Raw genomic sequence first — 24,338 nt, 5'->3', positions numbered from 1 at the left:
GGATGCCCGAACCGTCGTTCGCCCTCCAGCTGAGCCAGCGGAAGTACCTGGCCCCGGACGACGACCGGATGGACGTCGTCCTCACCGTGCGGGTGGGCGACGCCGGCGCGCCCGCGGCCGGGCCGCCACCGACCGCCGAACTGCTGCTGGTGGACTGTTCCAGCTCGATGGACTGGCCGCCGACGAAGATCGAGGCCGCCCGGCACGCCTGCCGGGCGGCCATCGGCTCGCTGCGGGACGGCGTGCTGTTCGGCGTGGTCGAGTGCACCGGCCACGCCCGGCTGGTCTACCCGGCCGAGCCGCCGCTGGCCGTGGCCGGCGAGCGGACCCGCCACGAGGCCAAGGCCGCGGCGTCCGGGCTGATCGCCGGCGGTGGCACCGCGATGAGCACGTGGCTGGACCTCGCCCGCGACCTGTTCGGGCAGACCCCGGCCGCCATCCGGCACGCCGTGCTGCTCACCGACGGCAAGAACGAGACCGACCGCGCGGGCGCGTTGGAGGCCGCGCTCGACCGCTGCCGGGGCCAGTTCGCCTGCGACGCCCGGGGAATCGGCGACGACTGGGAACCGCGGGACCTGCAGCGCATCGCGTCGGTCCTGCGCGGCAGCGCCGACGCCGTCCTGGAGGACGCCGAGCTCGCCGGGGACTTCCGGCGCCTGGTCGAGCGGGCGATGGGCCGGACCGTGCCGGACGTCCGGCTGCGGCTGACCACCCTGCCCTACAGCCGCCTGCGGTTCGTCAAGCAGGTCTTCCCGACCGAGGTCGAGCTCACCCCGCAGTGTCACGTCGAAGGACATGCGGTCGAGCTGCCCACCGGGGCGTGGGGTGACGAGCAGCGCGAGTACCACCTCTGCCTCGACGTCGAAACCGCGCAGCTGACGCGGTACGAGGACCGGTTGCTGGGCACCGCCACCCTCTTCGCCGGGGCCGGCGAAGCTGTCACGGAACAGGTGGCGATCGTCGGCTACCTGACCGACGACCTGGCGCTGTCCAGCGTGCCGGACGACAACGTCGCCCGCGTCACCGGGCAGGCCGAGCTGGGCCGCGCGGTCCGGGCGGGCTGGGACGCCTTCGAGCGCGACGACCGCGCGGAGGCGGCGCGCGAATGGGGTACCGCCGTCCGGCTGGCGACCGAGCTGGGCAACGCGGAGATCCTCAAGCGCCTGGGCCGGTTGATCGACGTGCGCGAGGACGGCACGGTCGCGATCAAGGACGGCGTGCGCCCCCGCGACGGCTTCTCCCTCGTGCTCGGCTCGACGATCTCCACCTACACCGGTGCCGGAGAACCCGCCGCCGTCACCCCGCCCGAAGCCGCCGGTGCCCCGCGGGAGTGCGTCCGATGTGGACACAAGGCACGGCCGACGGCGAAGCGGTGCGGGCACTGTGGTGAGCCGTTCGAGGCCGGAGCGCCCTCGTGACCGCGACCAGCACCACCCGGCAGACCCTCTGGTGGCTGCGGCTGGGGCTCGTGGCCGCCAGTGTCGTGGTGCTGGGGACGGCGCTGGCGACCTTCCTCGGCGTGCGGGCCAGCATCGCCGAGGTGCGGGAGCGGACCGCGCCCGCGGTGCTCGAGGTGTCGCTGGCCAAGGAGGCGATCGTCGCCGCCCACGGCGCCGCGGTGGCCGCCTTCGAGCACGGGCAGGCGAAACTGACCGGCCCGAGCGAACAGTACGAAGACGAGATCGCCCGGGCCGGCCAGCAGCTCGCGCAGGTCGCCGAGCACAACGCGGCCGGGCCGGCGGGCAGCCGGACGCTGCGGCTGATCGAAGGACTGCTGCCGGCGTACAACGGCTTCATCGGTCACGCCGACGCCCATTTCCGGGAGGAGGGCGGCGGCCCGCTCGCCGCGAGCGACCTGCTGTCGGCGTCGGACCTGCTCACCGCACCGGAGAACGGCATCCTCGCGCGGCTCGACGCGTTGGAAGCCGCCCAGCGCGCCGCGCTCGACGACCAGCTCGACGCCGACTGGCTCGATCCCGCGATCACGCTGCTCTGGGCGCTGCCGCTGGTCGTCCTGCTCGGCACGCTCGCGTGGACCCAGCGGTTCCTCACCCGGCGGTTCCGGCGCGCGGTCAACACCGCGCTGCTGGCGGCGACGGCGGCGGGCGTGCTGCTGGGCGCGGGAACGGCGCTGCTGCTGGGCATCCAGGCCGAGGCGAGGAACAGCGGAACCGCGCTGGCGCAGACCGTGGCCGCGCGCTCGGCGGCCACCACGGCCGCCGCCGGCCGGGCCCAGTGGACGCTCGCCCAGGTCCTGGCCGCCCAGTGCGGGCCGGGCGGAGCGGCCGCCTGCGGTGACACGGTGGCCACGTTCGCCGCCGCGACGGCCACCCCGCCCGCCGCACCGGCCGCACCGCCCGGTGCGGCCGGTGCGGCGGGCGAGGCGGCGCTGCTGGGCCCGGGCCTCACCGAACCGGGCTGGACCGGGGTGCTCGGCTACGGAATTCCGGTGCTGGCCGCCGGGATCGGGGTCCTGGTGGTGGGCGGCCTGCAACCGCGCCTCGACGAATACCGGTTCCGCGCGGGGAGGCAGCCGTGAGGAAACGCTGGGCCGGCTGGGCAATGGCCGTCGTCCTCCTGCTGTCCGGGTGTTCCGCCGGCGGCGGCACGGAGGAGGTGGCGGTCCTGGGGCCGTGGACCGGCGACGAGCAGGCGGCGTTCCAGCGGGTGCTCGACGGGTTCACCCGGGCGACCGGGATTCCCGTGCGCTACCAGGGCACCCGCGCCCAGAACCAGGTGCTGCGCGGGGACCTCCAGCAGGGCACCCCGCCCGACGTGGCGGTGCTGTCGAACCCGGCCGAACTCGCCGGGTACGCGCGCTCGGGCGAGCTGAAACCCCTCGACGCCGTCCTCGGGACGGAGGCCACCGCGGCCTACAGCTCGCAGTGGCGGCAGCTGCAGCAGCTCGGCGGCAACGCCGTCCACGCGGTCGTGGTGAAGGCCGACCTGAAGAGCATCCTCTGGTACACGCCGAACTCGTTCGCCGGGCCGATTCCGTCCACTTGGGACGAACTCGTGGCGGTTTCGCACCGGCTTTCCGCGGCGGGGCAGCAGCCGTGGTGCCTCGGCATGGGCGCCCCGCCCAACTCCGGGTTCCCCGGTACCGACTGGCTGGAGGACATCCTCCTGCACCGCGCCGGGCCGGGGGTCTACCGCAGCTGGGCCGCGGGGCGGCTGGCCTGGTCCGACGCGGCGGTGGTCGACGCGTGGCAGAGCTGGGGCACGCTGGTCCTGGCGCCGGGCGCGGTGCGCGGCGGCAGCACGGCCGCGCTGCTCACGTCGTTCTCCGACGCCGGCCGGCCCATGTTCGCCGATCCGCCCGGCTGCGCGCTGGAGCACCTCGGCTCGTTCGCGATCGGCGGGTACTCCGCGATCCGCCGGCCGGGCGGTTCGCCGGTCCCCGACCGGGACTTCCGGTTCTTCCCCTTCCCCGGTTCCGGCGCCGCCGGCCCGTCGGAGGTGTCGGCCGACCTCGCCGGGATGTTCCGCGACACCCCGGCCGCGCGGCGGCTGATGGCCTACCTGGCCGGGGCGGAGGGCCAGCGCATCTGGCCCTCCGGCGGGACCACGTTCTCGGTGCACCGGCGCCTCGTCGGCGAGGACGTCTACCGCAGCGACGTGACGCGGCGGATCGCCGCGACCCTGGCCGGCGGCGGTGACCTGTGCTTCGACGCGTCGGACCTGATGCCGTCGGCGATGACCAGCGCCTTCTACCAGGCGGTGCTGGAGTACCTGGCCCGGCCCGACCGGCTGCCCTTCCTGCTCCGGCAGCTGGACCAGGTCCGGCTCGGCGTCCCGCGAGAGCAGTGGCTCGACTTGCCGTGTTGATTCCCGTGGCGGAAAGGAGATCAGGTGCAGGAGTTCGTGCGGTTCCCGCTGGCCGGCGGTGGTTCGGTGGTCGTCGAGGTGGAGGGCGAACCGGGCCTGGAACAGGCATCGGCGCCTTCGGGCGTGCTGCGCAAGGCGACCACCACCTTCGAGCACGCGCTGCGCGAGGTCCGTGCGGCCGCGGCCGCCGCGCTGACCCAGTTCCGCGACCTCGGGCCGGACGAGGTCGAGCTCAAGTTCGGCGTCAAGCTCGACGCCCAGGCCGGGGCGGTGATCGCGCGCACGGGGCTGCAGGGCCAGTTCGAGGTCAAGCTCAAATGGGTGCGCGAAGGGGTTACGCCCGCCGAAGCGGCGCCGGCGGAGGAACCGGAGGACTGAAGGTCACGGCTTGTAGCCGACGATCCCGGCGACGCACCGGGCCGAGTCACTGAGCGGGGTGAGCCGGGGGCCGTCCGGCCACCACTCGTCGCAGACCGCCAGGCCCGGCTGCGATGTCGCGTTCGGCTGGACGAGTTCGAGGCCGTCCATCATCGCTTCGATCTCCGCGCGGGTGCGGAAGCGGCCGGCGCCGAGCGGGCCGGAGACCAGGATCTGCTCGATGCGCTTGGCGATCGCGGTCAGCTCCGGCACCTCGGGGTCGAAGAAGTGCGACAGCACCACGTACGAGCCCGACGGCAGTGCGTCGATGTACGCGCGCATGATGTCGTTGACGCCGTCGCCCTCGAAGTGGTGCATCGTGCCCACCTGCAGCAGCGCGACCGGCTCGGAGAAGTCGATGTGGGCGAGGACTTCCTCGTGGCCCAGCACTTCCCGCGGCTGGAAGATGTCCGACTCGACCATGTGCGTGAAGTCGTTCTCGACGAGCAGGGCCCGGCCGTGGGCGAGGACCACCGGGTCGTTGTCGACGTAGACGACCGTGTGGTCCTTGTCGATGCGCTGCACGATCTGGTGGGTGTTCTCGGCGGTCGGCAGCCCGGACCCGCAGTCGAGGTACTGGCGGATCCCGGTCTGGTTGGCCAGCATCCGCAGCGCCCGGTTGTGGAAGCCGCGGTTGCCGCGGGCGATGTCCACCGCTTCCGGGACCGCCGTGCGGATCTTGTCCATCACCATGCGGTCGACTTCGTAGAAGTTGTTCCCGCCCAGGAAACCGTCGTAGATCCGCGCGATGCTCGGCCGGTCGGGGTCGACCCCCACCGGCGTCTGGCTCGGGGACAGCACGGACGGCGTGTCGGGCATGGCGACCTCGCAGGACTTTCGGCGGGTGGCGTTGGGCCACCCAGAGTAGTAGGTCGCGTCCGCGCGGTGAACGCGAGGTGGCCCCTCGCTACCCCAGCCGCCGAAGCCGCTGGGCGGGGATGTCGGCGGCGCGCTCGGCGCGTTCCCGGCGCAGCCGCTCGAGGTGCTGGTCGATCCGCCGGTCGAGGTCGCGGGCGGCTTCGGACAGGTCCGTCAGGTCGCCCCGGGATCCGGGGTGCCCGACGGCGGTCCACGTGTCCCGATCGTCTCCTGCCCTGTCCACTACCGCCACCTCCCGGATCGGCTCTGGCTGCCTGCTCTTCGCGTTACTGCCCCATCGGGCGGTGGGCAAAACACCGTCCGGCGTGAATCGACGCACGCCGCCGTCCGGATGGACCGGCCCTAAAACCCCTGGTCACAATTTTGACCAGGTGGTAGAAATTGGGAAGCCGTGGCGGACGACCGCCACGGGCGAGTGGAGGAGCCGGTGATGAGCGTGCCTTCCGTCCAGCTGTATTCGGTCCGCGACGCGTTCGCGGCCGATCCCGCCGACACCCTGCGGCGGCTCGCCGCGATCGGCTTCACCCGAGTCGAGCCGTACGGCGTGCTCGAGAACGTCGAGGCACTGCGGGCCGGGTTGCCCGCCAACGGCCTGACCGCCCCGACCGCGCACGCGCAGCTGATCGGGGTGGACGGGCAAGCCGTCTTCGCCGCCGCGGCCGAGCTGGGCATCGGCCTCGTGATCGACCCGTACGTACCGGCCGAACGGTGGCAGGACCCGGCCGACATCGCGGCCACGGCGGAGGCGCTCAACGCCGCCGCGAAGCTCGCGGCCGAGCACGGCGTCCGCGTCGGCTACCACAACCACTGGTGGGAACTGGAGTCCCGGATCGACGGACGCAGCGCGTTCGAGGTGTTCGCCGACCAGCTCGACCCGGCGGTCGCGCTGGAGGTCGACACCTACTGGGCCACCGCGGGCGGCGAGGACGCTCCCGCCCTGCTGCGGCGGCTGGGCGACCGGGTGCGGGCCATCCACGTCAAGGACGGCGGGCTCGCCACCGACGCCACCGGCCAGGTCCCGGCCGGCCAGGGCCGGGTGCCGGTCGCCGAGGTGCTGGCCGCCGCGCCGGACGCACTGCGCGTGGTGGAGTTCGACGCCTACAGCGGCCCGGCCGGTGACCTCTTCGAGGCCATCGCCACCAGCTTCGCCTTCCTGACCGGCGCGGACCGGTGACCGGCGGCCCGGTCGGCGTCGGGATCATCGGCACCGGCGTCATCAGCGGCACCTACCTCGAGAACCTCACCGCGTTCCCGGACGTCCGCGTGGTGCGGGTCGCCGACCTCGACACCGCCCGCGCGGCGGCCCGCGCGGCCGAGTACGGCGTGCCGCGCTCGGGCACCGTCGCCGAGCTGCTGGGCGACCCGGACGTCGAGCTCGTCGTCAACCTGACCGTCCCGGCCGCGCACGTCGAGGTCGGGCTGGCCGCGCTCGACGCGGGCAAGCACGTCTGGGCGGAGAAGCCGCTGGCCCTGGACCGCCAGACCGGCCGCAAGCTGCTGGATCGCGCCCGGGAGAAGAACCTGCGCGTGGCGAGCTCACCCGACACCGTGCTCGGCGCCGCGCTGCAGACCGCGCGCCACGCCGTCGACGCGGGCCGGGTCGGCCGCCCGCTCACCGCGCTCGCGCTGTTCCAGGTGCCGGGCCCGGAACTGTGGCACCCGGCGCCGGAGTTCTACTTCCAGCCCGGCGGCGGACCGCTGCTCGACATGGGCCCGTACTACCTGACGGCGCTGGTGCACCTGCTGGGCCCGATCCGGCGCGTCACGGGCGCGGGCGGGCGGGGGCGCGACACCCGGGTCGTCGGGTCCGGGCCGCGGGCGGGTACGGAGTTCCCCGTGTCGGTGCCGACCACGGTCACCGCGCTCGTCGAGTTCGAAAGCGCTTCCGCCCTGCTGGTCCTGAGCTTCGACTCGGCGCTCAAGCGGGCCGGCGTGGTCGAGCTGACCGGCACGCTCGGCACCGCCGTGCTGCCCGACCCCAACCGGTTCGACGAGCCGACCCGGCTGCACCTGCTCGACCGGGACGAGCCGGAAGAGCTGGCGCCGCAAGGACACGCGGCTTCGCGCGGCACCGGTGCCCTCGAACTCGCGCGGGCGATCCGGGCCGGGGTGCCCGAACGCGCGTCCGGCGAGCTGGCCTACCACGTGCTCGACGCGATGCTGGCGATCGACGAATCCCTGACCCGCGGGCAGAGTGTCGAGGTCACCAGCACCGTCGAGGTGCCGCCGCTGCTGCCGGCGGGGTGGGACCCGTACGCGGAGACCCTCTAGAGCGGGACGGTGAGCAGGTTCTGCAGGTAGAAGCGCAGCGAGCCGACCAGGTCGACGTCGCCGGGGACGGTGAGCCACTGCACCTGCAGGCCGTCCATCAGCGCGATGAACGTCAGCGCCGCCATCGCGGGGTCGGCGCCGTCCCGGAGTTCGCCGCGGGCCGCGAGCGCTTGGAACGACTCGTGCACGCCGTCGCGCGCGGCGCGGTAGTGGCGCACGAAGTACTCGTGGGCCGGGTGGTCGGGGACGACCGCTTCGGCGGCGAGCCGGGAGTAGAGGTCGACGATCCCGGGGTGGCGGACGTTGTGCTCGGCGAGCGCGACGAAGTGACGCAGGACCGCGAGCCCGGGCGGCACGGTGAGCTGCTCGCGCTCGGCGTCTTCATCGTCCCGGCGTTCGAGGACGGCGGCGAGCAGCGCCTCCTTGGTGGGGAAGTAGTAGAGGAGGCCGGCGTGCGAAATCCCGACGCGCTTGGCGATCTCCCGCAGCGACGAGCCGTGGTAGCCGAGTTCGCCGTACGCCGCGGCTGCCGCCGTGATGATGTCCTCGCGGCGGATGCGGCCCTTCAGGTAGCCCCCGGTCACGGGGTCGCGGTGGTCTCGGCGGCGTGCACGGCACCATCATGCCGCAGCGGGGCTGCGCACAAAATGCGTGAGCGGACGAACAATCAGGTTGTGCGAACGCGCGCGGCTTGCGAGCATCGCGGGGTGAAGAGCGCGGACCGGCAACGGGTGATCGTGGAGCGGTTGCGCGAAGCCGACCAGGTGGGCGTCGCCGAGCTGGCCGAAGCGACCGGCGCGTCGGAGATGACCGTCCGCCGCGACCTCGACCAGCTGGCGTCCCGCGGCGTGCTGCGCCGGGTGCACGGCGGCGCGGTTCCGGCGTCGCCGTCGGGGGTCGAACCGCCGTTCGCGGCTCGTGCGACGGCCGGGGTCGAGGCGAAGCGGGCCATCGCCGCCGCGGCGGCCGAGCTGGTCCGGGACGGCGAGACGATCGTCCTCGACAGCGGCACGACGGCGCTGGAGCTGGCGCGGCTGCTGCGCGGGCGGCCGATCACCGTGATGCCGCTGTCGCTGCACGCGGCCCGCGAGCTGGCCGAGGCGCCCGGCGTCCGGCTGCTGCTGCCCGGCGGCGAACCGCGGCCGGGGGAGCAGGCGCTGGTCGGACCGCTGACCTTGGCGTCGCTGCGGGCACTGCGGTTCGACGTCGCCGTGCTGAGCCCCTGCGCGCTCGACCTCGATTCCGGGCTCACCGCCTTCGACCTGGGCGACGCCGAGGTCAAGCAGGCGGCGCTCGACGTCGCGGCCCGGGCGATCGTGCTCGCCGACGGCGCCAAGTGGGGCCGCGCCGCGCTCGCCTGCATCTGTCCCGCCGACCGCGCCGACGTGGTCGTCACCGACCCCGGCGCACCCGAAGACCAGCGTGCCGCGCTGGCCGAGCGCGGCGTGCTCGTGCACGTCGCCGTCCCCGTGGAGAACCGATGACCGTCCTGCCCCGCCCGCGCGCCGCCCGGTTCGCGACCTTCATGTTCTTCGGCCTCAACGGGTTCGCGATGGGCATGTGGGTCGTGCACATCCCGAACGTCGAGCGGGCGACCGGCATCTCGCACAGCACGCTGGGCGCGCTGCTGCTGGTGCTCGGCGGCGCCGCGTTCGCCGGCATGCAGGTGGCGGGCCCGCTCGTCGACCGGCTCGGGCACCGGCGGCTGGTGCCGGCCGCGGGGGTGCTGCTCGGCCTCGCCCTGTGCGGGCCCGGGTTCGCGACCTCGTGGTGGACGCTGGGTTTGGCGCTGATCGGCTTCGGCTTCGGCAACGGTGCCATCGACGTCGGGATGAACTCCCACGCGGTCGTGGTCGAACGGGCCTACCCGCGCCCGATCATGGCGGCGTTCCACGCGATGTGGTCGATCGGCGGCGCCATCGCCGCGGTCATCGGCGCGGCGACGCTCGGCGCGGGGGTGCCCACCGGCGTCACGCTCACCGGCACCGGCCTGCTGTGCGTGCTGCTTTCCGTGGTGTCGGCGCGGTTCCTCATGGAGCCGGCGGCGGTGCCGGCTGAGGTGCCGTCCGCCGCTTCTCCGGGCGAGCCGGAGCCGGTGGTGCGCCGCCGGAGCCCGGGCCGCACGGTTTGGCTGCTCGGCCTGCTCGCGCTGGCGCTGATGCTGTCGGAGGGCGTCGCGAACGACTGGGCCGCGCTGCACATGGAAAAGGTGCTCGGCACCTCGGCTTCGACGGCGGCGCTCGCGTACGGCGCGTTCGCGGTGGCGATGACGACCGGCCGGTTCCTCACCGACCGCGTCGCGGCCTGGGCCGGCCCGGCGGCGATCGTCCGGTACGGCGCGGCGCTGGCCGCGGTGGGCCTGACGACGGCCGCGGCGGCCCCCTGGGTGCCGGTGTCGCTGGTGGGGTGGGCGCTGTTCGGCCTGGGCCTCTCCGGGGGTGTTCCGCAGCTGTTCACGGCGGCGGGAAACCTGGACACCCGGGCCTCAGGTGCGTTGATGGCCCGCGTGGTCGGCCTCGGGTACGTCGGTCTGCTGGCCGGTCCGGCGCTCATCGGCGGGCTGACGCGGTGGATGCCGTTGAACCTGACCTTCGCGCTGCCGGTGGTGCTGTGCGTGCTCGCGGCCGTGTTCGCCGGGGTGCTGAACCCGGCACCGGAGCCGGCGGAGCAGCCCGTCGCCTGATCGGCCGGCACCACACCGGAACCACGGCGGCGGGTGGTTTCGCCGACGACGGATCAGCGGGTTCGCCGCAGCCGGGCCGATCAGGACATCGACCGCGGTGGCAGGACCACGCGGGGCCCGAGCTGCGGCGGGACGTCGCGCGGTTGCCGGGTCAGCACCCGCAGCAGCGACTCCGCCGCCTCCGGTGTGTTGGCCGGGACCTCGTACCGGTCCGCCGCGTTGGGCTGGAGGAACTTCGGGATCTCCTCCTTGCCGTGGCCGCGCAGGAGCACCGGCAGGAGCTTGGCCGTCCAGGTGGCGCGGTCGCCTTGGAGCAGGTCGCGCAGCAGGGCCGCTTCCGACTGGCCGCCCAGGTTCAGGTGGTTGGGCCCGGTCCCGTCGCCCATCCGCCGGTAACCCTCGGACGCGATGACCAGGACGTAGTCCGACTCGGTGATGCTCCGGGTCATCCAGGCCTGCCAGTCCCGCCGCCGGTCGGTCGCCCAGCGGTCGAGCACCACGTCGATGCCGTGCCGCATCAGGAAATCGGCGAAGGCCAGCACGGCTTCGCGGTGCTGCTCGCTGTCGTGGGTGTAGGAGACGAAGACCTTCGGGTGCTCCCCGGGCTCGTGGCTGTCGTACTGGTTCGCTTGCGCCATCGGAAGCCCTCGTCGTCGGCGGAACACCGGGCGAATCCCGGACAGGGCCGCATCAGGCGCTCTCCCGTTCGCGATCAGGAGAGGGTACTGATCGGTTCCTGCAGTTCCGTCACCCAGGCCGCCGGGTCCGCCGGGCAGTCCAGGTAGACCTCCCGCTGCGGCCCGGCCGAGCGGCAGCCGTGGTCGTCGATCCAGCGCACCACCGCCTGCCAGCTCGGCAGGACGGCGTCCATCGCGCCGCGGTGGACGAGCGTGGCCGCGCGGGTGGGTGGCAGGTCCGCCACCGCCAGGCCGTTGAGGTCGCCGCCGCCGACCGACGCCGGGACCGCGGCGTGCACGACGACTTCGTCCTCGGCGCGCTGTTCGTAGTAGCAGGTCAGCCGTCCGGCCGGCGTCACGTCCGCCTGCGGGAGGCGGCGGCCGAGCTCCGCGCACAGCGGGTGGACGACCGGGCCGATCGCCTCCGGCGCGAAGCCCGCCGCGATCCCCGTCAGCTCCACCACCCGCATCGCGGGCAGTTCCTTGACGACGACGTCGTGCGCGGGCGGCCGGCCTTCCGCTTCGATCGTCCGCAGCCGCGCCTCGACCCGCGCCAGCCGCGCCGCGCCTTCGGCCAGCGCGGCCTCCAGTTCGGCGCGCCGCAGCGCCAGCATGCCGCGCACCTGTTCCACCGTGACCTCGTCGGCCAGCAGCGTGGCCACCTGCTCCAGCGTGAACCCGAGGTCTTTCAGCGCGACGATCCGGTTGAGCCGCGCCAGCTGGCCCGCGGTGTAGCTGCGGTAGCCGGTCGCGGGGTCGACGCGTGCCGGGCGCAGCAGCCCGAGCGCGTCGTAGTGGCGCAGCATCCGCACCGACACCCGGCCGTGGCGGGCGAAGTCACCGATCGAGAACACGGTCCGATCCTTCCCCAGGCGGGACGAACCCGCCGACGACGTCCGCGGCGAGTTCCGCGAACGTGAGCGCGGTGTCGTCCTCGTGGGCCGGCCCGACCACCTGCAGCCCGGCCGGCAGCGCCCCGCCGGCCGGGGCGCTGACCGCCGGCAGCCCGGGCAGCGACGCCTGCGCGATCCAGAACACCTGGTCGTCGTAGCGGTGCCGGTCGTCGTGGGTGCGCGCGGTGGTGAACACCGTCGGGCAGAGAAACGCGTCGACGTCGGCGAAGTACCGGCCCCACGCGGCGGTCAGGGCCGCCCGCCGCCGCTCCTGCTCCGCGGTCCCGGCCGGCGTCCGCCCTTCCTGGCTCGCGAAGAACAGGTCCACCTGGAAGCCGAACGCCTCCGCCTGAGCGACCGGGTCGACGTCCGGCGGCCAGCCCGCGCGGATCCGCACCCCGGCGCGGCTCAGCGCGTCGACGGCGTCCGACAGCGCCGCGCCGACCTCGCCGGTGACCGGGCAGGCCGGATCGTCGAGCACCACGCCGACGCGGAAGTCCCCGAGCCGGGACCGCCGGGCCGGCCGCAGCGGCCCGCCGGTGACTTCCAGGGCGAGGCGCAGGTCGGCCGCGGACCGGGCCAGGGGACCGGCCGCCGAGGGGAATTCCCGGGCGAGCGGCACGGGCGGCCCCGGCGGCTGGAACCCGCGCAGCGGCACGGTGCCCGGGGTCGGTTTGAGGCCGTAGACCCCGCAGTAGGCCGCCGGGATCCGGATCGACCCGGCCAGGTCGGAGCCGTACTCGAGGTAGGTCAAGCCGGCGGCGAGCGCGGCCGCGGCACCGCCGCTCGAGCCGCCCGGCGTCCGGGTGGGGTCGCGCGGGTTGAGCGTCCGTCCGTGGAGCGGGTTCTCGGTCCGGCCGAAATCGGCGAGCAGGTGGTGCACGTTCGACTTGCCCACGATGATCGCCCCGGCGGCCCGCAGCCGCTCGACGACCGCCGCGTCCTCGTCCGCGACGCAGCCCGCGAACGCCGGTTCGCCCCAGGTCGTGGGCAGGCCTTGCACGGCGAAGGCGTCCTTGACCGTCATCGGGACGCCGTGCAACGGCCCGACGTCGGCGCCGCGTGCCACGGCCCGGTCGGCCTCCGAAGCGGCCTGCAGCGCGGAGTCGCGGCAGGTCGCGACGACGGCGTTGACGGTGGCGGCGTCGATGCGGGCGAAGAGCTGTTCGGTCAGGTCGCGGGACCGGAGTTCGCCGCGGCGGATCCCGGCGGTGACCTCGATCGCGGTGCGGAAAGGCGTCATGGGTCCGGGGTAGCGGCTGACACGGTGTCAGGGTCAATGCGTTTCCCCGGGCCCCCGGACGGGGTAGCTCACGGGAAGATCGCCGACCGGCCCACGGGCGGCGCAGCGTCGCGGAGGGAAGACCGATGTCGACCGCACCCCCGGTCCCGCCCGGACCGATCCAGCCCGAGCCCCTCGTCCCGGAGGAGCCGGAACCGGGCCGGCCGCTGCCGGAGCCCGGCAGCGTGCCCGTCCCGGACCCGCTGCCCCCGGACCCGAAGCCGGGTCCGGCACGCGATTCCATATGATGCTCAGAACATACGAGTCTCGTATGACTTCGTGTACCGTCGGAGTATGACAACAGCGCAGAGCTACCGCCGGATGGTCAACGCCGGCAACAAGATCGTCGTGGGGCTGCATCGGCTCGGCGTCGCCTTCGGCCCGATGCAGCTGCTCACCGTGCCCGGACGCCGCACCGGCGTCCCGCGCACGTTCCCCATCGCGGTCATGGCCCTCGACGGGGAGCACTACATCTTCCAGGCCTATCCGAAGGCGGCCTGGGTGGCGAACGTCCGGGCCGCGGGCGAGGTGACGCTCACCCGCGGCCGCCGCTCCTCGACCGCGCGGCTGGCCGAGCTGCCGGTGGAGGCGCGGCGGCCCGTCCTGCGCCGGCTCGTCGAGACGAGCCCGGCCAGTGTGGGGAAGCGGTTCGTAACGACCGGCCTGGCGGACGCGCCGACGCCGGACGCCGTCGCGGCGGCCGCGGACCGCATCGCGGTCTTCCGCGTCGAACGGGTCTGAGGTCGAGGGGCCCGAGTCGGAGTCCGTCCAGTGCACGCAGCACTCGCTCGGCGGCCTGCCGTGCGGCCGGGCCGGGGAGGAGCACGCGGTCGTTGCCGGGCTGGGTCCGGGCGCGCGCCCGGACCCCCGGCCCATGGCTCAGGCCTTGATCTCCTTGCGGTCGCCGGCGCCGTCGATCTCGATGCGGCGCGGCTTCGCCTTCTCGACGATCGGGATGCGCACGGTCAGCACCCCGGCGTCGTAGTTCGCGGTGATGTGCTCGGTGTCCAGGGTGTCGCCGAGGAACAGCTGGCGGGAGAACACGCCCAGCCGGCGCTCGGAGACGTGCATCTTGACGTCGTCACCGGTCGGCAGGGGCCGTCGCTCGGCCTTGACCGTGAGGACGTTGCGCTCGACGTCCAGCTCGACGGCGCCGGGATCGACACCGGGCAGGTCGAAGCACACCACGAACTCGTCGCCGGCGCGGTAGGCGTCCATCGGCATCGCGGCCGGCTTCGACCAGGTGCCGGCGCCGAAGACCTGCTGGGCGAACCGGTCGAGGTCGCGGAACGGGTCGGTGCGCATCAACATCGGGATCCACCTCCTGGACTCGACAGCACTGGTGTCAACACGCGGGTCTGTTCTAGCATGTCGTCAAAACGATGACAAGATGCGGGTCGTCGAAAGGATGACGTGATGGACGGAACCGATCCCACCGGCGCTTTGCGCCGGATCCAGGAGGTGGTGGCGGCCGCCCGGGCCGGTACGGGAGACCAGGACCGGCTGCTGGCGGCGTTGTCCGGCCTGCGGCAGCTGCGGGAGGAACTCGCGAGCTGGGAACCCGAACTGATCGCGGCGGCCAGGGCGGCGGGCACCAGCTGGGTCGCGCTCGCGCCCGCCCTGGGTGTCGCGAGCCGTCAGGCCGCGGAACGGCGGTACCTGCGGCTGCAGCCGTCGCACACCGGGGCGAAGACCGGCGAGGCGCGGGTCGACGCGGAACGCGACCGGCGCGCGGGTGACCGGGCCGTCGCCGACTGGGCCCGCCGCAACTCCGCGATCCTGCGCCAGCTCGCCGGCCGGGTCAGCGCACTCGACGGCCTGGGCCCGGCCGCGCAGGAGAGCGCCGACCGACTCGGCGCGGCACTGGGGGACGACGACCCGGCCACGCTGCTCCCGCCGCTGGCCGCCGCGCAGCCGCACCTGACCGGTGCGTACGCCGGACTGGCCGAACAGCTCGGCGAAATCTCCGCCCACACCGCCCAGCTGCGCCGCGACGCCGCCGGCAACCGCCGTTCCCGCGACTGAGCGGGTTTGCCCGGCAGCCCGCCGGGCACCCCTCGCGGAAGCGACGGAAGGACGGTGCCCCATGACCGCCGAACCCCCGGATCCGGACCCGCGCCGGACCCCGGACCTGGAGCCCGGAGGCGGCGTGCCCCCGGGCAGCACGCCACCCGATTCCGGCCAGACGTCGGGGTTGTCGCACCCGCAGCCGATGCCGTCCAAGGCGATGCCGGTGCTGTGGCTGGTCCTCACCGGCGTGCTCGTGCTGATGGTCGCCGGGCTGGTCCTTTCGCTGGCCGTCGGCTGGTTGAGTGTCTGAGATCGGGCCGGAGCGGGTACTCGCCGACCATGGACGACACCCCTGACCGGACGGAGACCCGGGCGGAACTGCTGCCCGAAGAGCAGGCCGTGGAGAGCGCGGACCCCGAGGCCCAGGCCCGCGAGGTCCTGCGCGACTCCGACCGCCGCACCGAGCACCCGGAGGCGACGCTGGGCCGTCGCCGCCCGGAGGACACGGTCTAGCTGCCGCGGAAGTTCTCGTGGGTGGCCGGGTGACCCGGCTTCGCCTTGGCGTCTTCGTCTTCCAGCGGCCCGTCCGGCTCCTGCGGCTCTTCGCGGCGAGGTGGGACGTCGACCGGGTTCCCGCTCGAGTCCACCTCGCCGGCCTCGTCGTGGGGCTGCGACATCGTTCCTCCTCGGGTAGCCGTTCCCTCGCGGCTACCCGGCGGACGCCGGCGTCAACCGCTCTTCGGCACGGGTCTCGCCGCGCAGCAGCAGCACGGCAACCAGGCCGAGCGCCGCCACGACGGCGAAGAAGTAGAAGCCCCACGGGTAGGCGACCCCGGCGGTGACCAGCGCGCCGGTGACGAACGGGCCGAGGATCGAGCCCAGCCGGCCGACCGCCGACGTCAGCCCGAGTGCGGTGCCGCGGGCCGACGCCGGGAACGCGTGCGCCACGTAGCCGTAGATCAGCACCTGCGCGGAGAACACGAACACGCCGGTGAGCAGCACGACCGCGTTCAGCAGCACCGCGTTGCCGATCTTCAGGCTCAGCGCCGCCAGCAGGACCGCCCCGGCGCCGAACCAGATCCGCGCGATCGGCCGGATGCCGAACCGGTCGGCGATCGTGCCCGCCAGCACCAGGCCCAGCACCGCGCCGATGTTGAGCACCAGCAGCAGCGTGATCGACGTCGAGATCGGGTAGCCCGCGGTGCGCATCAGCTGCGGCAGCCAGGTGTTGAGCCCGTAGACCAGCAGCAGTCCCATGAAGGACCCCGTCCACACCGCGATGCTGATCCGCCGGAACCGGGCACCCAGCAGGTCCTTGAGCCCCACGCGTTCGGCCGTCCCGCGGGCCTCGAGGTAGGCCGCCGACTCCGGCAGCTTCCACCACATCAGCGGCACGGCGAGCAGGCCGACGATCCCGCCGCCGTAGAACAGCAGGTGCCAGTCCTCCTTGGCGTACAGCGCGAGGATCGACGTCAGCACCGCGCCGACGTGGTAGCCGGTCATGGTGAAGGTGCTGGCGCTGGCCCGCCGCCGCGCCGGCAGGTTCTCGGACATCACCGTGAGGGCCACCGGCATGCACGCGCCGAGGCCGAGCCCGGCGACGAAGCGGAAGACGCCGAACGTCGCCACGTTCGGCGCGAGCGGCGTCAGCAGGGTGAACAGCGAGAACAGCAGGACCGAGCCGATGAGCATCACCCGGCGGCCGAACCGGTCGGTGAGCGGGCCGAGGCCGGCCGCGCCGACGGCGACGCCGATCAGCGACACCGTCGCGACCAGTGTCGCGCCGGCCGCGGTGAACCCGAGGTAGCCGCTCTTGAGCAGGGTGGGGATGGTCGCGCCGAGCGCGACCAGGTCGTAGCCCTCGAGCAGGACGGTCAGCCAGCAGAGGACTGCCGTCCACGCGCCACGGGCGGGAGACGTCGTCATTGTCGTGCTCCTCGAAGTCAGAAGGGGTAGTTCGCGATGTCCGCGCGGACGGTCAGCCACTGCGTCTCGGTGAAGGCCTCGATGTTCGCCTTCGCCCCGCCGAAGCGGGAACCGTTGCCGGAGTCGCCCACGCCGCCGAAGGGCGCGGTCGGCTCGTCGCCGACGGTCTGCTCGTTGATGTGCACCTTGCCCGAGCGGACCTCCTCGGCCAGCTTCATCGCCGTGCCGACGTCGCCGAGGATGCCGACCGACAGGCCGTACTCGGAGTCGTTGACCAGCCGGGCGGCCTCGTCGAGGTCGCGGTAGGCGCGCACCGGCGCCACCGGGCCGAAGATCTCCTCGCGCCAGGCCGGGCTGTGGTCGTCGAGTCCGAAGAGGACGGTCGGCGGGTAGAAGGGCGCGTCGGGCTTGCCGCCCGCCACGACCTGCGCGCCCGCGGCGACGCTGCGGTCGACGACGTCGGTGACGTGCGCGAGCTGGCGGTCGTCGATGATCGGGCCGAGCGCGACGTCGTCCTCGGCCGGGTTGCCCACCGGCAGCCGGCGCGCCTTTTCGGCCAGCGCCTCGACGTATTCGTCCACTTGGGACTCGTGGACGAGGTGCCGCCCGGTCGTCATGCAGATCTGGCCCTGGTGCAGGAACGAGCCGAACGCGCCCGCCGAGGCCGCCTTGGCGACGTCGGCACCCGGCAGCACGACGAGCGCGTTGTTGCCGCCCAGTTCCAGGTGCACGCGCTTGAGCGAGCGCGCGGCGGCCTCGCCGACCTTCCGCCCGGCCGCGGTGGAGCCGGTGAACGACACGACCGACACCTCCGGCGCGTCGACCACCGCGGCGCCGACGGCGGCGTCCCCGGGCAGCAGGTGCAGCAGGCCTTCGGGCAGCCCGGCCTCCTCGAAGACGCGCAGGATGCTCACGCCGCCGCACACCGCGGTCCGCAGGTCCGGCTTGAGCAGCACGGCGTTGCCGAGCGCGAGCGCCGGGGCGACCGAACGGATGGCCAGGATCAGCGGGAAGTTGAACGGCGAAATCACCGAGACCACGCCGGCCGGCACCCGCCGGGCCAGCGACCAGCGGGGTTCGCCGGTGCTCAGCACCTCGCCGAGCGGGTGCGTCGGCAGGGCCGCGGCCTCGAAGCAGATCCCGGCCGCCATCTCCGTCTCGATCCCGGCCTTGGGCCGCGTCGAGCCGGCTTCGCGGACGATCCAGTCCTGCACCTCGGCGGCGTTTGCCTCCCACAGCTCGCCGGCGCGGCGCAGCACGGCGGCGCGCTCGGCGGGCTTGCGCCGGGCCCAGTCGCGCTGGGCCTTCGCGGCGGCCGCGGCGGCTTCGCGGACGTCGCCGGGGGTCGCGATGCCGACGCGGCCCAGGGTGGCCCCGGTCGCCGGTTCGACGATCGCGTGGGTTCCGCCGGTACCGCCGCGGAATTCGTTCTCGAGCAGGGACATGATCACTCCGGTGTGGTCGGTTCGGTGTCGACCTGGATCAGCCGCGGGCCGTCCGGGGTCGTCTTGAGCTGGGTGCGCAGGTCGTCTTCGTCGGTGACCGTGGTGGCTTCGACGCCGTAGCCGGCCGCGATCGCGGTGAAGTCGAGGCCGGGGATCTCCGTGCCGGGCACGTCCGGCGTTCCCAGCAGCTCGCCGAACCACCGCAGGGCGCCGTAGACGCCGTTGCGCAGGATCACGAAGGTGACCGGTACGCGGTAGTGCGCGGCGCTCCACAACGCCGTGATGCCGTAGTTGGCCGAGCCGTCGCCGATGACGCCGACGACCGGGCGGTCCGGACTGCCCATGGCCACGCCGACCGCGGCGGGCAGGCCGAAGCCGAGCCCGCCGGCGGCCGGGAAGAAGTACGAGCCTTCGCGGCGCAGGTCCATCTGCCGCCACCACGCCGAGTTGGTCGATGTCGACTCGACGACGTAGCGGGTGTCGCCGGGCTGGGTGTCACGCAGGGCGGCGAAGACCTGCTCCGGGTGCAGCGCCTCCTCGCCGGTCTTGGGGGCGGGCGGCTCGACGTGGCCGCGTTCGGCTGCACGGGTGGGCACCTTCCGCAGCAGCGCCTCGATCACCGGCGCGGGGTCGGCGACCAGCGCCTCGCCCATCGGCGCGCGGGCGGCGGCGCCGAAGTCGTCGGTGACCTGGATCAGCCGGGTGCCCTCGGGCAGGTACGCGCCGGGGACGTGCTGGTGGTAGCGGAAAACCGGCGCGCCGAGCACCAGCACGAGGTCGTGCCCGGTCAGCGCGGCCGACACGGGCGCGATGCCGGCGGGCAGCACGCCGCGGAACAGCCGGTGCCGGTTCGGGAAGGGCAGCCGGTGCGGCGACGGCGCCACCCAGGTCGGCAGGCCGAGGTGCTCGGCCAGGGCGACGGCCCGGTCGAAGAGCCCGGTGGCGTCGATGTCGCCACCCAGGACCAGCGCCGGGTTCTTCGCCGCGGCGACGCTCGCGGCGAGGTCGTCGAGTTGGCTTTCGGCGGGGGTGAGACCGCGTTGGACGTCCCGGTCGATCGTCGCGCTCGCGGGCAGCTCGGCGGCCCAGTCGTCGTAGGGCACCGACAGGTAGGTCGGCCGGCGGTGCAGTTCGGCCTCGAACACCGCCTGCGCGAGCGAGCGCGGCACATCCTCGGCGCAGCTCGGCTCGCCCGACCAGGCGACCAGGGGACGCATCAGCTGCGTCGCGTCGACGTTGGCGAGCATCGCCTCCAGCCCGATCGCCGTCCGGACCTGCTGGCCCGCGGTGAGCACCAGGGGAGAGCGGGAGTAGACGGCGTTGGTGAGCGCGCCCATCGCGTTGCCGGAGCCGGCGGCGGCGTGCAGGTTGACCAGCACCGGGCGGCCGGTCACCTGGGCGTAGCCGTCGGCCATCCCGACGACGGCGCCTTCGTGCAGGCCGAGGACGTAGCGGAAGTGCTCCGGCAGTTCGGCGAGGAACGGCAGCTCGTTGGAACCGGGGTTGCCGAAGATGGTGGTCAGGCCTCGGCGGTCCAGGAACTCGTGGGCGAGCCGGCGGGCGGTGGGCATCGATGTCCTCCTCGAAGTTGGGCCTGACCCTATGGAGCTGCGCGCTTGTGTTCCAATAAATGTTGGCTCGTGGCTTCATCGATGGGATCGATAATGCAGGAGTTCGACCTGAACCTGGTGCGGACGTTCGTGCTGCTCTACGAGACCCGCAGCGTGACCGCCACGGCCGAATCCCTGCACGTCACGCAGCCGACGATCAGCTACAGCCTGCAGAAGCTGCGGCGCCGGTTCTCCGACGAGCTGTTCCGCCGCACCGGCGGCGGCCTCGTGCCGACGACGACCGCCCGCGCGCTCTACGAGCCGCTGCACAGCGCGCTGTCGGAGATCGAGACGGCGGTCAGCGGCGCGAAGTCGTTCTCGCCGTCGACCGCACGGACGGCGTTCACGCTGTCCCTGTCCGACCTGGGGGAGATCTCGCTGCTCCCGCGCCTGATGGCGGCGCTGCCCGGACGCGCGCCCGGAGTGACGCTGACCGTCCGGCCGCTCGACGTCGAGCGCGCGGCCGACCAGCTCGGCCGCGGCGAGATCGACGCGTTCATCGCGTCCTCGCTGATCAGTTCCCAGCGCGTCGCCCGGATACCGCTGTTTTCCGAGGGCTACCTGGGCATGGTGGCTTCGGACCACCCGCGGCTGGCCTCGGCCGTCACCTTCGAGGAGCTGGCGGCGGAACGCCACGTGACGGTGTTCGGCCCGACCGGCCACGACGGCCCGCGCCGCGCGCTGGAGGCGTGCGGCCTGCTCGACCGCGTGGTCCTCGAGGTGACGCGGTTCGCGGCGCTGCCGTACCTGGTGCAGGACGGCGAGCTGGTGGCGATGGTGCCGCGGCTGGTGGCGGGGATGTTCGCGGCCCAGCACCGAGTCCGGCTGTTCGAGCTGCCGCTCGAGGTCGAGCCGGCCCAGGTGTCGGTGTACACGCGGCACACACACGCCCGCAGCCCGGCCCAGCACTGGCTGGTGGGCTTCATGCAGTCGGTGCTCGGCTAGCCCGTCTTGCAGCTCGCGCCGTTGAGGGTGAACCCGACGGGCGAGGGGTTGCCGTGGTCGAAGGCGCCGTTGAAGCCGATGTCGACGGTCGCGCCCGGAGCGAGGGTGAGGTTGTAGGAGACCGCTTTCATGGTGACCCGGGAGCCGCTCTGGGAGTAGTCGCCGTTCCAGCTGTGGGTGACCCGCTGCCCGGCGGTGAAGGTCCAGGTGGCGGTCCAGGGGGAGAGCGTCTGGTTGCCGGTGTTGGTGACGGAGACCCCGGCGGTGAACCCGTTGGGCCACTGATCGGTGACGGCGTAGCGGACGGCGCAGGAAGCGATCACCGCGGGCGGCGGCGGAGGCGGAGGGGCCGCCTGGGTCGTGCTGGTGGCCGTGGTCTTGGGCGCGGAGGAGGTCTGCCGCAGCACGGTGGGCACGGGAGCAGGTGCGGCGGTGGTGGTGGCGGTGGTCCGCGGAGTGGTGGTCGCGGGAGCGAGCGGCCCGGGCGCCACGGCGGCCTGCCGCCCGGGCGAGCTTTCCGAGGTCACGGCGATGACGACCAGGCTCCCGACGACGACAGCGGCCCCACAGAGGGCGGAGACCCACCGAATCCGCCGCCCGGCCCGCTGCTGCGCGGCGGCGGCCTCCCGCGCCCGCTGCTCGAGCCGTTCCCGGTACCCGGCATCGGTATCGGCTTCCCGCGCCCGCGTGACGGGGACATGCTCCCCGAGCGCCCGCGGCATGGCCCCGGTTTCCCGCAGCAGATCATCGACGGAGAAGTCATCATCAGGCCGCCACCCGGCGCGCGCCATACCGGAACCTCCAGGTCCTGAGGGCGCTGGAACGCGCTGGCTTTGCCCGGCGAATCCTAGGAACGGAAGGCGCAGTTGTAAACCGGCGTCTCCCAGGTAGCTGGCCGCTCGTCGAGGAGGTTCCTGGGCCCTGGATCGATGCAGGAGGTCGAAACTGGTCGATCATGCCAGAGGCTTGCTGCCGGTGGATCGACACCCCCCTGAAGGAGGGGTGGGGGTGGCCGTATACTCTTTCTTCAGCAGGTCCGAGTGGCGGAATGGCAGACGCGCTAGCTTGAGGTGCTAGTGCCCTTAACGGGCGTGGGGGTTCAAGTCCCCCCTCGGACACAAATACGTGGGAGATCTCCCAAACCACAGAGTAACCGACCCGCCACGGCGGGTCTTTCTCGCGTTCAGCGTCCGTCGATCTCGGATAGGCTGATCTTGAACGCGCCCTCCCTTCGCGCAGCACGCAGCGGAGGTGTCGCATGACCCGCATCCCCTCCCTGCCCCTACCTGGCCGGATCGCCACGCCCGACGCCGAACGCGTGGCTTCCCTGACTGTCCCGATGGATCTACCGCCGTTGCGAGATCTCGGTACGGCGGATGGTCCACGGCTGTCGATCGCGCTGATGGACGGGGGAGGGCGGCTGCAGGACCGCGGGGCCGTCGCCGCCCTCGGCTGGAACCCGGGAGATCGGCTGCTGATCACCCTCGTCAGGACCTCGGTGGTGATCCGCCGGCGTCCGGACGGGGTGTTCGTCATGCCCCGCAAGCCCTACGTCGCGCTGCCTGCTCCGGTGCGCCGCGGCTGCGGAGCCCTGGCGGGCAGTCGCCTGCTGCTGGTCGCCGACCCCGTCCACGACGTGCTCATCGTGCATCCGGAAGTCGCCGTGCAGGCAATGCTGCGCACCTTCCACACCTCCCTCGCCGCCCCCGAGGAGGCATCATGACCGCCACCACCCAAGACCTCGAAGCCGCGCGGCTGCTGCTGTCCCGCCTCGGCGTCGATCCCGCCGACCTCATCGGTGACGCACCCGCCGGCAACACCGACGACGAGCGCCCGCCGATGCCGACGCTGAGCGAATGGATCCCCGTCGTCTCGGACCTCGTGTCGCCGAGCACGGCCAGCTCCTACGGGTCGTACTGGAAGAAGGCCGAAGCCCGATGGGGCGAGCGGCCCATGGACACGATCACGGCCACCGAGATCAAGGCGATGGCCGAGCACGTCCGCAGCACCGCTCGCGTCCGCCGCAACTCCCGCGGCGGACGCAACGCCGCGGAGAACTTCATCGCCGCCATGCGCTGCCTCTACAAGCACCTGGTCAACGACGGACGCCTCGACGAGCGCGCCAACCCCGCCATGCGGGTCACCAAACCACGGCGCAACGCCTCCACCCGCCGGGCCCTCGCGTCCGACCGGGTCAACGAGCTCAACGACATCGCTTCCAGCACCGGCGACGACCCGGAACTGGACGCGCTGATCTGCCGGCTGCACGAGGAAAGCGCCTGCCGACGTGGCGGTGCACTCGCCTTGCGCCGCCGCGACCTGGACCGAACGCAGTGCACGATCCTGCTGCGGGAGAAGGGCGAGACCGAACGCTGGCAACCGGTCTCGCCGACCCTGATGCGTCACCTCATCGCCCACTTCGACGAACGCGGCGACGGCAACCCCGAGAGCCAGTTGCTGCGCTACGCCAACGGCAACCCGATCACCAAGCGCCGCTACGACTACATCTTCGGCCGTGTCCAGAAGGCGCTGGATTGGGCAAGGTCACTGCAGGTCAGCGCCCACTGGCTGCGTCATACCACGCTGACCTGGGTCGAGCGCAACTTTGGCATCGGCGTGGCTCGTGCCTACGCCGGACACGCCGAGTCGGGCAGCGATCTGACAACCACCACCTACGTCAAGGCCGACATCACCGAGGTCGCCGAAGCCCTGGCCGCGCTCACCGGGGAACCGCACCCCCTCGCGCCGGTCCGGACGCCGAGGACGACGGAGTGATCCACGGCGGGCGCGGTCGTGCAGACCGCGTCCGCCTCAGTCCCTGTGAGCGGTCCTATCCGGGATCTTGACGAGATTGTCGTGGAAGGCGGTGACCATTGTGTACAGCGCGTGCTGCGGATAGACGACCAGCAGGTCATGTTCCAGCACGGCAGCGAGCAGCACCTGATCTTCAGTCCGGATGCGGCACTGCGCCCGCAGCCGGGCCGGCAAGGTCAAATTCATCCTCGGCGGAACTGACGCAGCCGAGGGCTTCTCGCTCGGCGCTACCACGAGCAGACCCGAGGACACCGAGAGCCGCAGCTGCAGGCCTGGAGCCCAGCTCAGCCGCTCCAGCGGGACCCGTGCAGCCACCACGCCGTTCGCGCCGACCCGGGCCAGGCTGAACGCGACCGACCCACCGTCCACCAACGGGCCCAGATCCGCAACCGGCAGGGGAACCACGGGTTCGCCGCTACGCCTCCGCCCCGGTAGGAGCAGCGACGCGACGATTCTGTTGCCAGCTCCCTCCGATGTCGAGCTCGGAACCGCGTTGGCCGTGTCGGCGTCGATTGACATCGGGCTTTCGCCAGCATGACGTTCTCGCGCATACGACATGACTGCTCCCAGAACTCTCGCGTGGGAGGGCGAGGGAACCAGCGTCCGACGGCTTCATAGCGCCGAGCTGAACGTAATTGAGTTTAGCCGTGATTGCCCC

28 protein-coding genes and 1 tRNA gene are annotated in these 24,338 nt (G+C 73.0%); 16 read left to right on the top strand and 13 right to left on the bottom strand.

Annotated elements, in window-relative coordinates:
• The first annotated feature begins 2 nt into the window (after positions 1-2).
• Genes ACLJOU_RS34340 through ACLJOU_RS34325 form a run of 4 tightly spaced genes read left to right on the top strand, consistent with a single transcriptional unit; the run spans position 3 to position 4,206 of the window.
• Positions 3-1,418, top strand: coding sequence for a VWA domain-containing protein (locus ACLJOU_RS34340; RefSeq protein WP_410573414.1), 1,416 nt, complete (start codon positions 3-5; stop codon positions 1,416-1,418).
• Positions 1,415-2,539 (top strand): hypothetical protein, encoded by a 1,125-nt coding sequence (locus ACLJOU_RS34335; protein WP_410573413.1) that lies wholly within the window; start codon positions 1,415-1,417, stop codon positions 2,537-2,539. The genes ACLJOU_RS34340 and ACLJOU_RS34335 overlap by 4 nt, the downstream gene beginning before the upstream one ends.
• Complete coding sequence (locus tag ACLJOU_RS34330; RefSeq protein WP_410573412.1) at positions 2,536-3,828, top strand: ABC transporter substrate-binding protein; 1,293 nt, start codon at positions 2,536-2,538, stop codon at positions 3,826-3,828. The genes ACLJOU_RS34335 and ACLJOU_RS34330 overlap by 4 nt, the downstream gene beginning before the upstream one ends.
• A 24-nt stretch (positions 3,829-3,852) precedes the next feature.
• Positions 3,853-4,206, top strand: coding sequence for a CU044_2847 family protein (locus ACLJOU_RS34325; RefSeq protein WP_410573411.1), 354 nt, complete (start codon positions 3,853-3,855; stop codon positions 4,204-4,206).
• Between the two features lie 3 nt (positions 4,207-4,209).
• Here the strand turns inward: ACLJOU_RS34325 and ACLJOU_RS34320 are convergent, their stop codons facing one another.
• Together ACLJOU_RS34320 and ACLJOU_RS34315 are read right to left on the bottom strand one after the other, a co-directional pair.
• Complete coding sequence (locus ACLJOU_RS34320) at positions 4,210-5,064, bottom strand: SAM-dependent methyltransferase (protein WP_410573410.1); 855 nt, start codon at positions 5,062-5,064, stop codon at positions 4,210-4,212.
• 88 nt (positions 5,065-5,152) lie between these two features.
• Positions 5,153-5,347 carry a hypothetical protein gene (locus ACLJOU_RS34315; protein ID WP_410573409.1) on the bottom strand — a complete coding sequence of 65 codons (195 nt, stop codon included), beginning with the start codon at positions 5,345-5,347 and terminating at the stop codon, positions 5,153-5,155.
• A gap of 207 nt (positions 5,348-5,554) precedes the next feature.
• On the opposite strand from ACLJOU_RS34315, the gene ACLJOU_RS34310 reads away from it, so the two are divergent.
• Positions 5,555-6,298: a sugar phosphate isomerase/epimerase family protein gene (locus ACLJOU_RS34310; protein ID WP_410573408.1), complete on the top strand. Its 744-nt coding sequence runs from the start codon at positions 5,555-5,557 to the stop codon at positions 6,296-6,298.
• Entirely contained in the window at positions 6,295-7,395 is a 1,101-nt protein-coding gene (locus tag ACLJOU_RS34305) for a Gfo/Idh/MocA family protein (RefSeq protein ID WP_410573407.1), read from the top strand. The genes ACLJOU_RS34310 and ACLJOU_RS34305 overlap by 4 nt, the downstream gene beginning before the upstream one ends.
• Here the strand turns inward: ACLJOU_RS34305 and ACLJOU_RS34300 are convergent.
• Positions 7,392-7,979: a TetR/AcrR family transcriptional regulator gene (locus ACLJOU_RS34300; RefSeq protein ID WP_410573406.1), complete on the bottom strand. Its 588-nt coding sequence runs from the start codon at positions 7,977-7,979 to the stop codon at positions 7,392-7,394. The genes ACLJOU_RS34305 and ACLJOU_RS34300 overlap by 4 nt on opposite strands.
• Before the next feature lie 123 nt (positions 7,980-8,102).
• Here ACLJOU_RS34300 and ACLJOU_RS34295 point away from each other — a divergent pair, with 123 nt between their 5' ends.
• Positions 8,103-8,879, top strand: coding sequence for a DeoR/GlpR family DNA-binding transcription regulator (locus ACLJOU_RS34295; RefSeq protein ID WP_410573405.1), 777 nt, complete (start codon positions 8,103-8,105; stop codon positions 8,877-8,879).
• A complete protein-coding gene (locus ACLJOU_RS34290; RefSeq protein WP_410573404.1) occupies positions 8,876-10,078 on the top strand; it encodes an MFS transporter in 1,203 nt (400 codons plus the stop codon). The genes ACLJOU_RS34295 and ACLJOU_RS34290 overlap by 4 nt, the downstream gene beginning before the upstream one ends.
• Before the next feature lie 80 nt (positions 10,079-10,158).
• Here the strand turns inward: ACLJOU_RS34290 and ACLJOU_RS34285 are convergent, their stop codons facing one another.
• The 3 genes from ACLJOU_RS34285 to ACLJOU_RS34275 all read right to left on the bottom strand — a co-directional run bounded on the left by ACLJOU_RS34285 (position 10,159) and on the right by ACLJOU_RS34275 (position 12,891).
• Positions 10,159-10,716 (bottom strand): SEFIR domain-containing protein, encoded by a 558-nt coding sequence (locus ACLJOU_RS34285; RefSeq protein ID WP_410573403.1) that lies wholly within the window; start codon positions 10,714-10,716, stop codon positions 10,159-10,161.
• Positions 10,717-10,790: 74 nt separating this feature from the next.
• Positions 10,791-11,609 (bottom strand): MerR family transcriptional regulator, encoded by an 819-nt coding sequence (locus tag ACLJOU_RS34280; protein ID WP_410573402.1) that lies wholly within the window; start codon positions 11,607-11,609, stop codon positions 10,791-10,793.
• On the bottom strand, positions 11,593-12,891 hold the full coding sequence (locus tag ACLJOU_RS34275; RefSeq protein WP_410573401.1) for an amidase family protein: 1,299 nt from the start codon (positions 12,889-12,891) through the stop codon (positions 11,593-11,595). The genes ACLJOU_RS34280 and ACLJOU_RS34275 overlap by 17 nt, the downstream gene beginning before the upstream one ends.
• Before the next feature lie 333 nt (positions 12,892-13,224).
• Between ACLJOU_RS34275 and ACLJOU_RS34270 the strand changes: the two genes are divergently transcribed.
• Positions 13,225-13,671, top strand: a complete 447-nt coding sequence (locus ACLJOU_RS34270) for a nitroreductase family deazaflavin-dependent oxidoreductase (RefSeq protein WP_410573400.1) — start codon at positions 13,225-13,227, stop codon at positions 13,669-13,671.
• Between the two features lie 138 nt (positions 13,672-13,809).
• Here ACLJOU_RS34270 and ACLJOU_RS34265 read toward each other — a convergent pair whose 3' ends face one another.
• A complete protein-coding gene (locus ACLJOU_RS34265; protein WP_410573399.1) occupies positions 13,810-14,241 on the bottom strand; it encodes an Hsp20/alpha crystallin family protein in 432 nt (143 codons plus the stop codon).
• Between the two features lie 105 nt (positions 14,242-14,346).
• On the opposite strand from ACLJOU_RS34265, the gene ACLJOU_RS34260 reads away from it, so the two are divergent.
• From ACLJOU_RS34260 to ACLJOU_RS34250, 3 genes are all read left to right on the top strand, one after another.
• A complete protein-coding gene (locus ACLJOU_RS34260) occupies positions 14,347-14,955 on the top strand; it encodes an HSP18 transcriptional regulator (RefSeq protein WP_410573398.1) in 609 nt (202 codons plus the stop codon).
• Positions 14,956-15,016: 61 nt separating this feature from the next.
• Positions 15,017-15,250 (top strand): DUF6480 family protein, encoded by a 234-nt coding sequence (locus ACLJOU_RS34255; protein WP_410573397.1) that lies wholly within the window; start codon positions 15,017-15,019, stop codon positions 15,248-15,250.
• 29 nt (positions 15,251-15,279) lie between these two features.
• Entirely contained in the window at positions 15,280-15,453 is a 174-nt protein-coding gene (locus tag ACLJOU_RS34250; protein WP_308670572.1) for a hypothetical protein, read from the top strand.
• Here ACLJOU_RS34250 and ACLJOU_RS34245 read toward each other — a convergent pair.
• From ACLJOU_RS34245 to mdlC, 4 genes are read right to left on the bottom strand one after another with little or no spacing between them, the layout of a single operon-like run.
• A complete protein-coding gene (locus ACLJOU_RS34245) occupies positions 15,450-15,617 on the bottom strand; it encodes a hypothetical protein (RefSeq protein WP_410573396.1) in 168 nt (55 codons plus the stop codon). The two genes, ACLJOU_RS34250 and ACLJOU_RS34245, sit on opposite strands and share 4 nt — an antisense overlap.
• Positions 15,618-15,648: 31 nt before the next feature.
• A complete protein-coding gene (locus ACLJOU_RS34240; protein ID WP_410573395.1) occupies positions 15,649-16,866 on the bottom strand; it encodes an MFS transporter in 1,218 nt (405 codons plus the stop codon).
• A 17-nt stretch (positions 16,867-16,883) separates the two neighbouring features.
• The gene (locus ACLJOU_RS34235; protein WP_410573394.1) at positions 16,884-18,311 is read right to left on the bottom strand and encodes a benzaldehyde dehydrogenase; all 1,428 of its coding nucleotides are present in this window, start codon (positions 18,309-18,311) and stop codon (positions 16,884-16,886) included.
• A gap of 2 nt (positions 18,312-18,313) precedes the next feature.
• Entirely contained in the window at positions 18,314-19,882 is a 1,569-nt protein-coding gene (gene mdlC, locus ACLJOU_RS34230) for a benzoylformate decarboxylase (protein ID WP_410573393.1), read from the bottom strand.
• A gap of 93 nt (positions 19,883-19,975) precedes the next feature.
• Here mdlC and ACLJOU_RS34225 point away from each other — a divergent pair, with 93 nt between their 5' ends.
• Positions 19,976-20,866: a LysR family transcriptional regulator gene (locus ACLJOU_RS34225; RefSeq protein WP_410573392.1), complete on the top strand. Its 891-nt coding sequence runs from the start codon at positions 19,976-19,978 to the stop codon at positions 20,864-20,866.
• Here ACLJOU_RS34225 and ACLJOU_RS34220 read toward each other — a convergent pair.
• Entirely contained in the window at positions 20,863-21,657 is a 795-nt protein-coding gene (locus ACLJOU_RS34220) for a cellulose-binding domain-containing protein (RefSeq protein WP_410573391.1), read from the bottom strand. The genes ACLJOU_RS34225 and ACLJOU_RS34220 overlap by 4 nt on opposite strands.
• 243 nt (positions 21,658-21,900) lie before the next feature.
• Between ACLJOU_RS34220 and ACLJOU_RS34215 the strand changes: the two genes are divergently transcribed.
• The 3 genes from ACLJOU_RS34215 to ACLJOU_RS34205 all read left to right on the top strand — a co-directional run bounded on the left by ACLJOU_RS34215 (position 21,901) and on the right by ACLJOU_RS34205 (position 23,641).
• Positions 21,901-21,984: transfer RNA gene (locus tag ACLJOU_RS34215), tRNA-Leu, on the top strand.
• A gap of 140 nt (positions 21,985-22,124) precedes the next feature.
• Positions 22,125-22,589, top strand: a complete 465-nt coding sequence (locus ACLJOU_RS34210) for a hypothetical protein (protein WP_410573390.1) — start codon at positions 22,125-22,127, stop codon at positions 22,587-22,589.
• Positions 22,586-23,641 carry a tyrosine-type recombinase/integrase gene (locus ACLJOU_RS34205; protein WP_410573389.1) on the top strand — a complete coding sequence of 352 codons (1,056 nt, stop codon included), beginning with the start codon at positions 22,586-22,588 and terminating at the stop codon, positions 23,639-23,641. The genes ACLJOU_RS34210 and ACLJOU_RS34205 overlap by 4 nt, the downstream gene beginning before the upstream one ends.
• 36 nt (positions 23,642-23,677) lie before the next feature.
• Here ACLJOU_RS34205 and ACLJOU_RS34200 read toward each other — a convergent pair whose 3' ends face one another.
• Positions 23,678-24,085 (bottom strand): hypothetical protein, encoded by a 408-nt coding sequence (locus ACLJOU_RS34200; RefSeq protein ID WP_410573388.1) that lies wholly within the window; start codon positions 24,083-24,085, stop codon positions 23,678-23,680.
• Between the last annotated feature and the right edge of the window lie 253 nt (positions 24,086-24,338).

The sequence above is a fragment of the Amycolatopsis sp. cmx-4-61 genome (genome assembly GCF_046548775.1).
Lineage (GTDB): Bacteria > Actinomycetota > Actinomycetes > Mycobacteriales > Pseudonocardiaceae > Amycolatopsis.
Note: the sequence above shows the minus strand (reverse complement) of the source record. Positions and strands in the feature narration are given on the sequence as shown.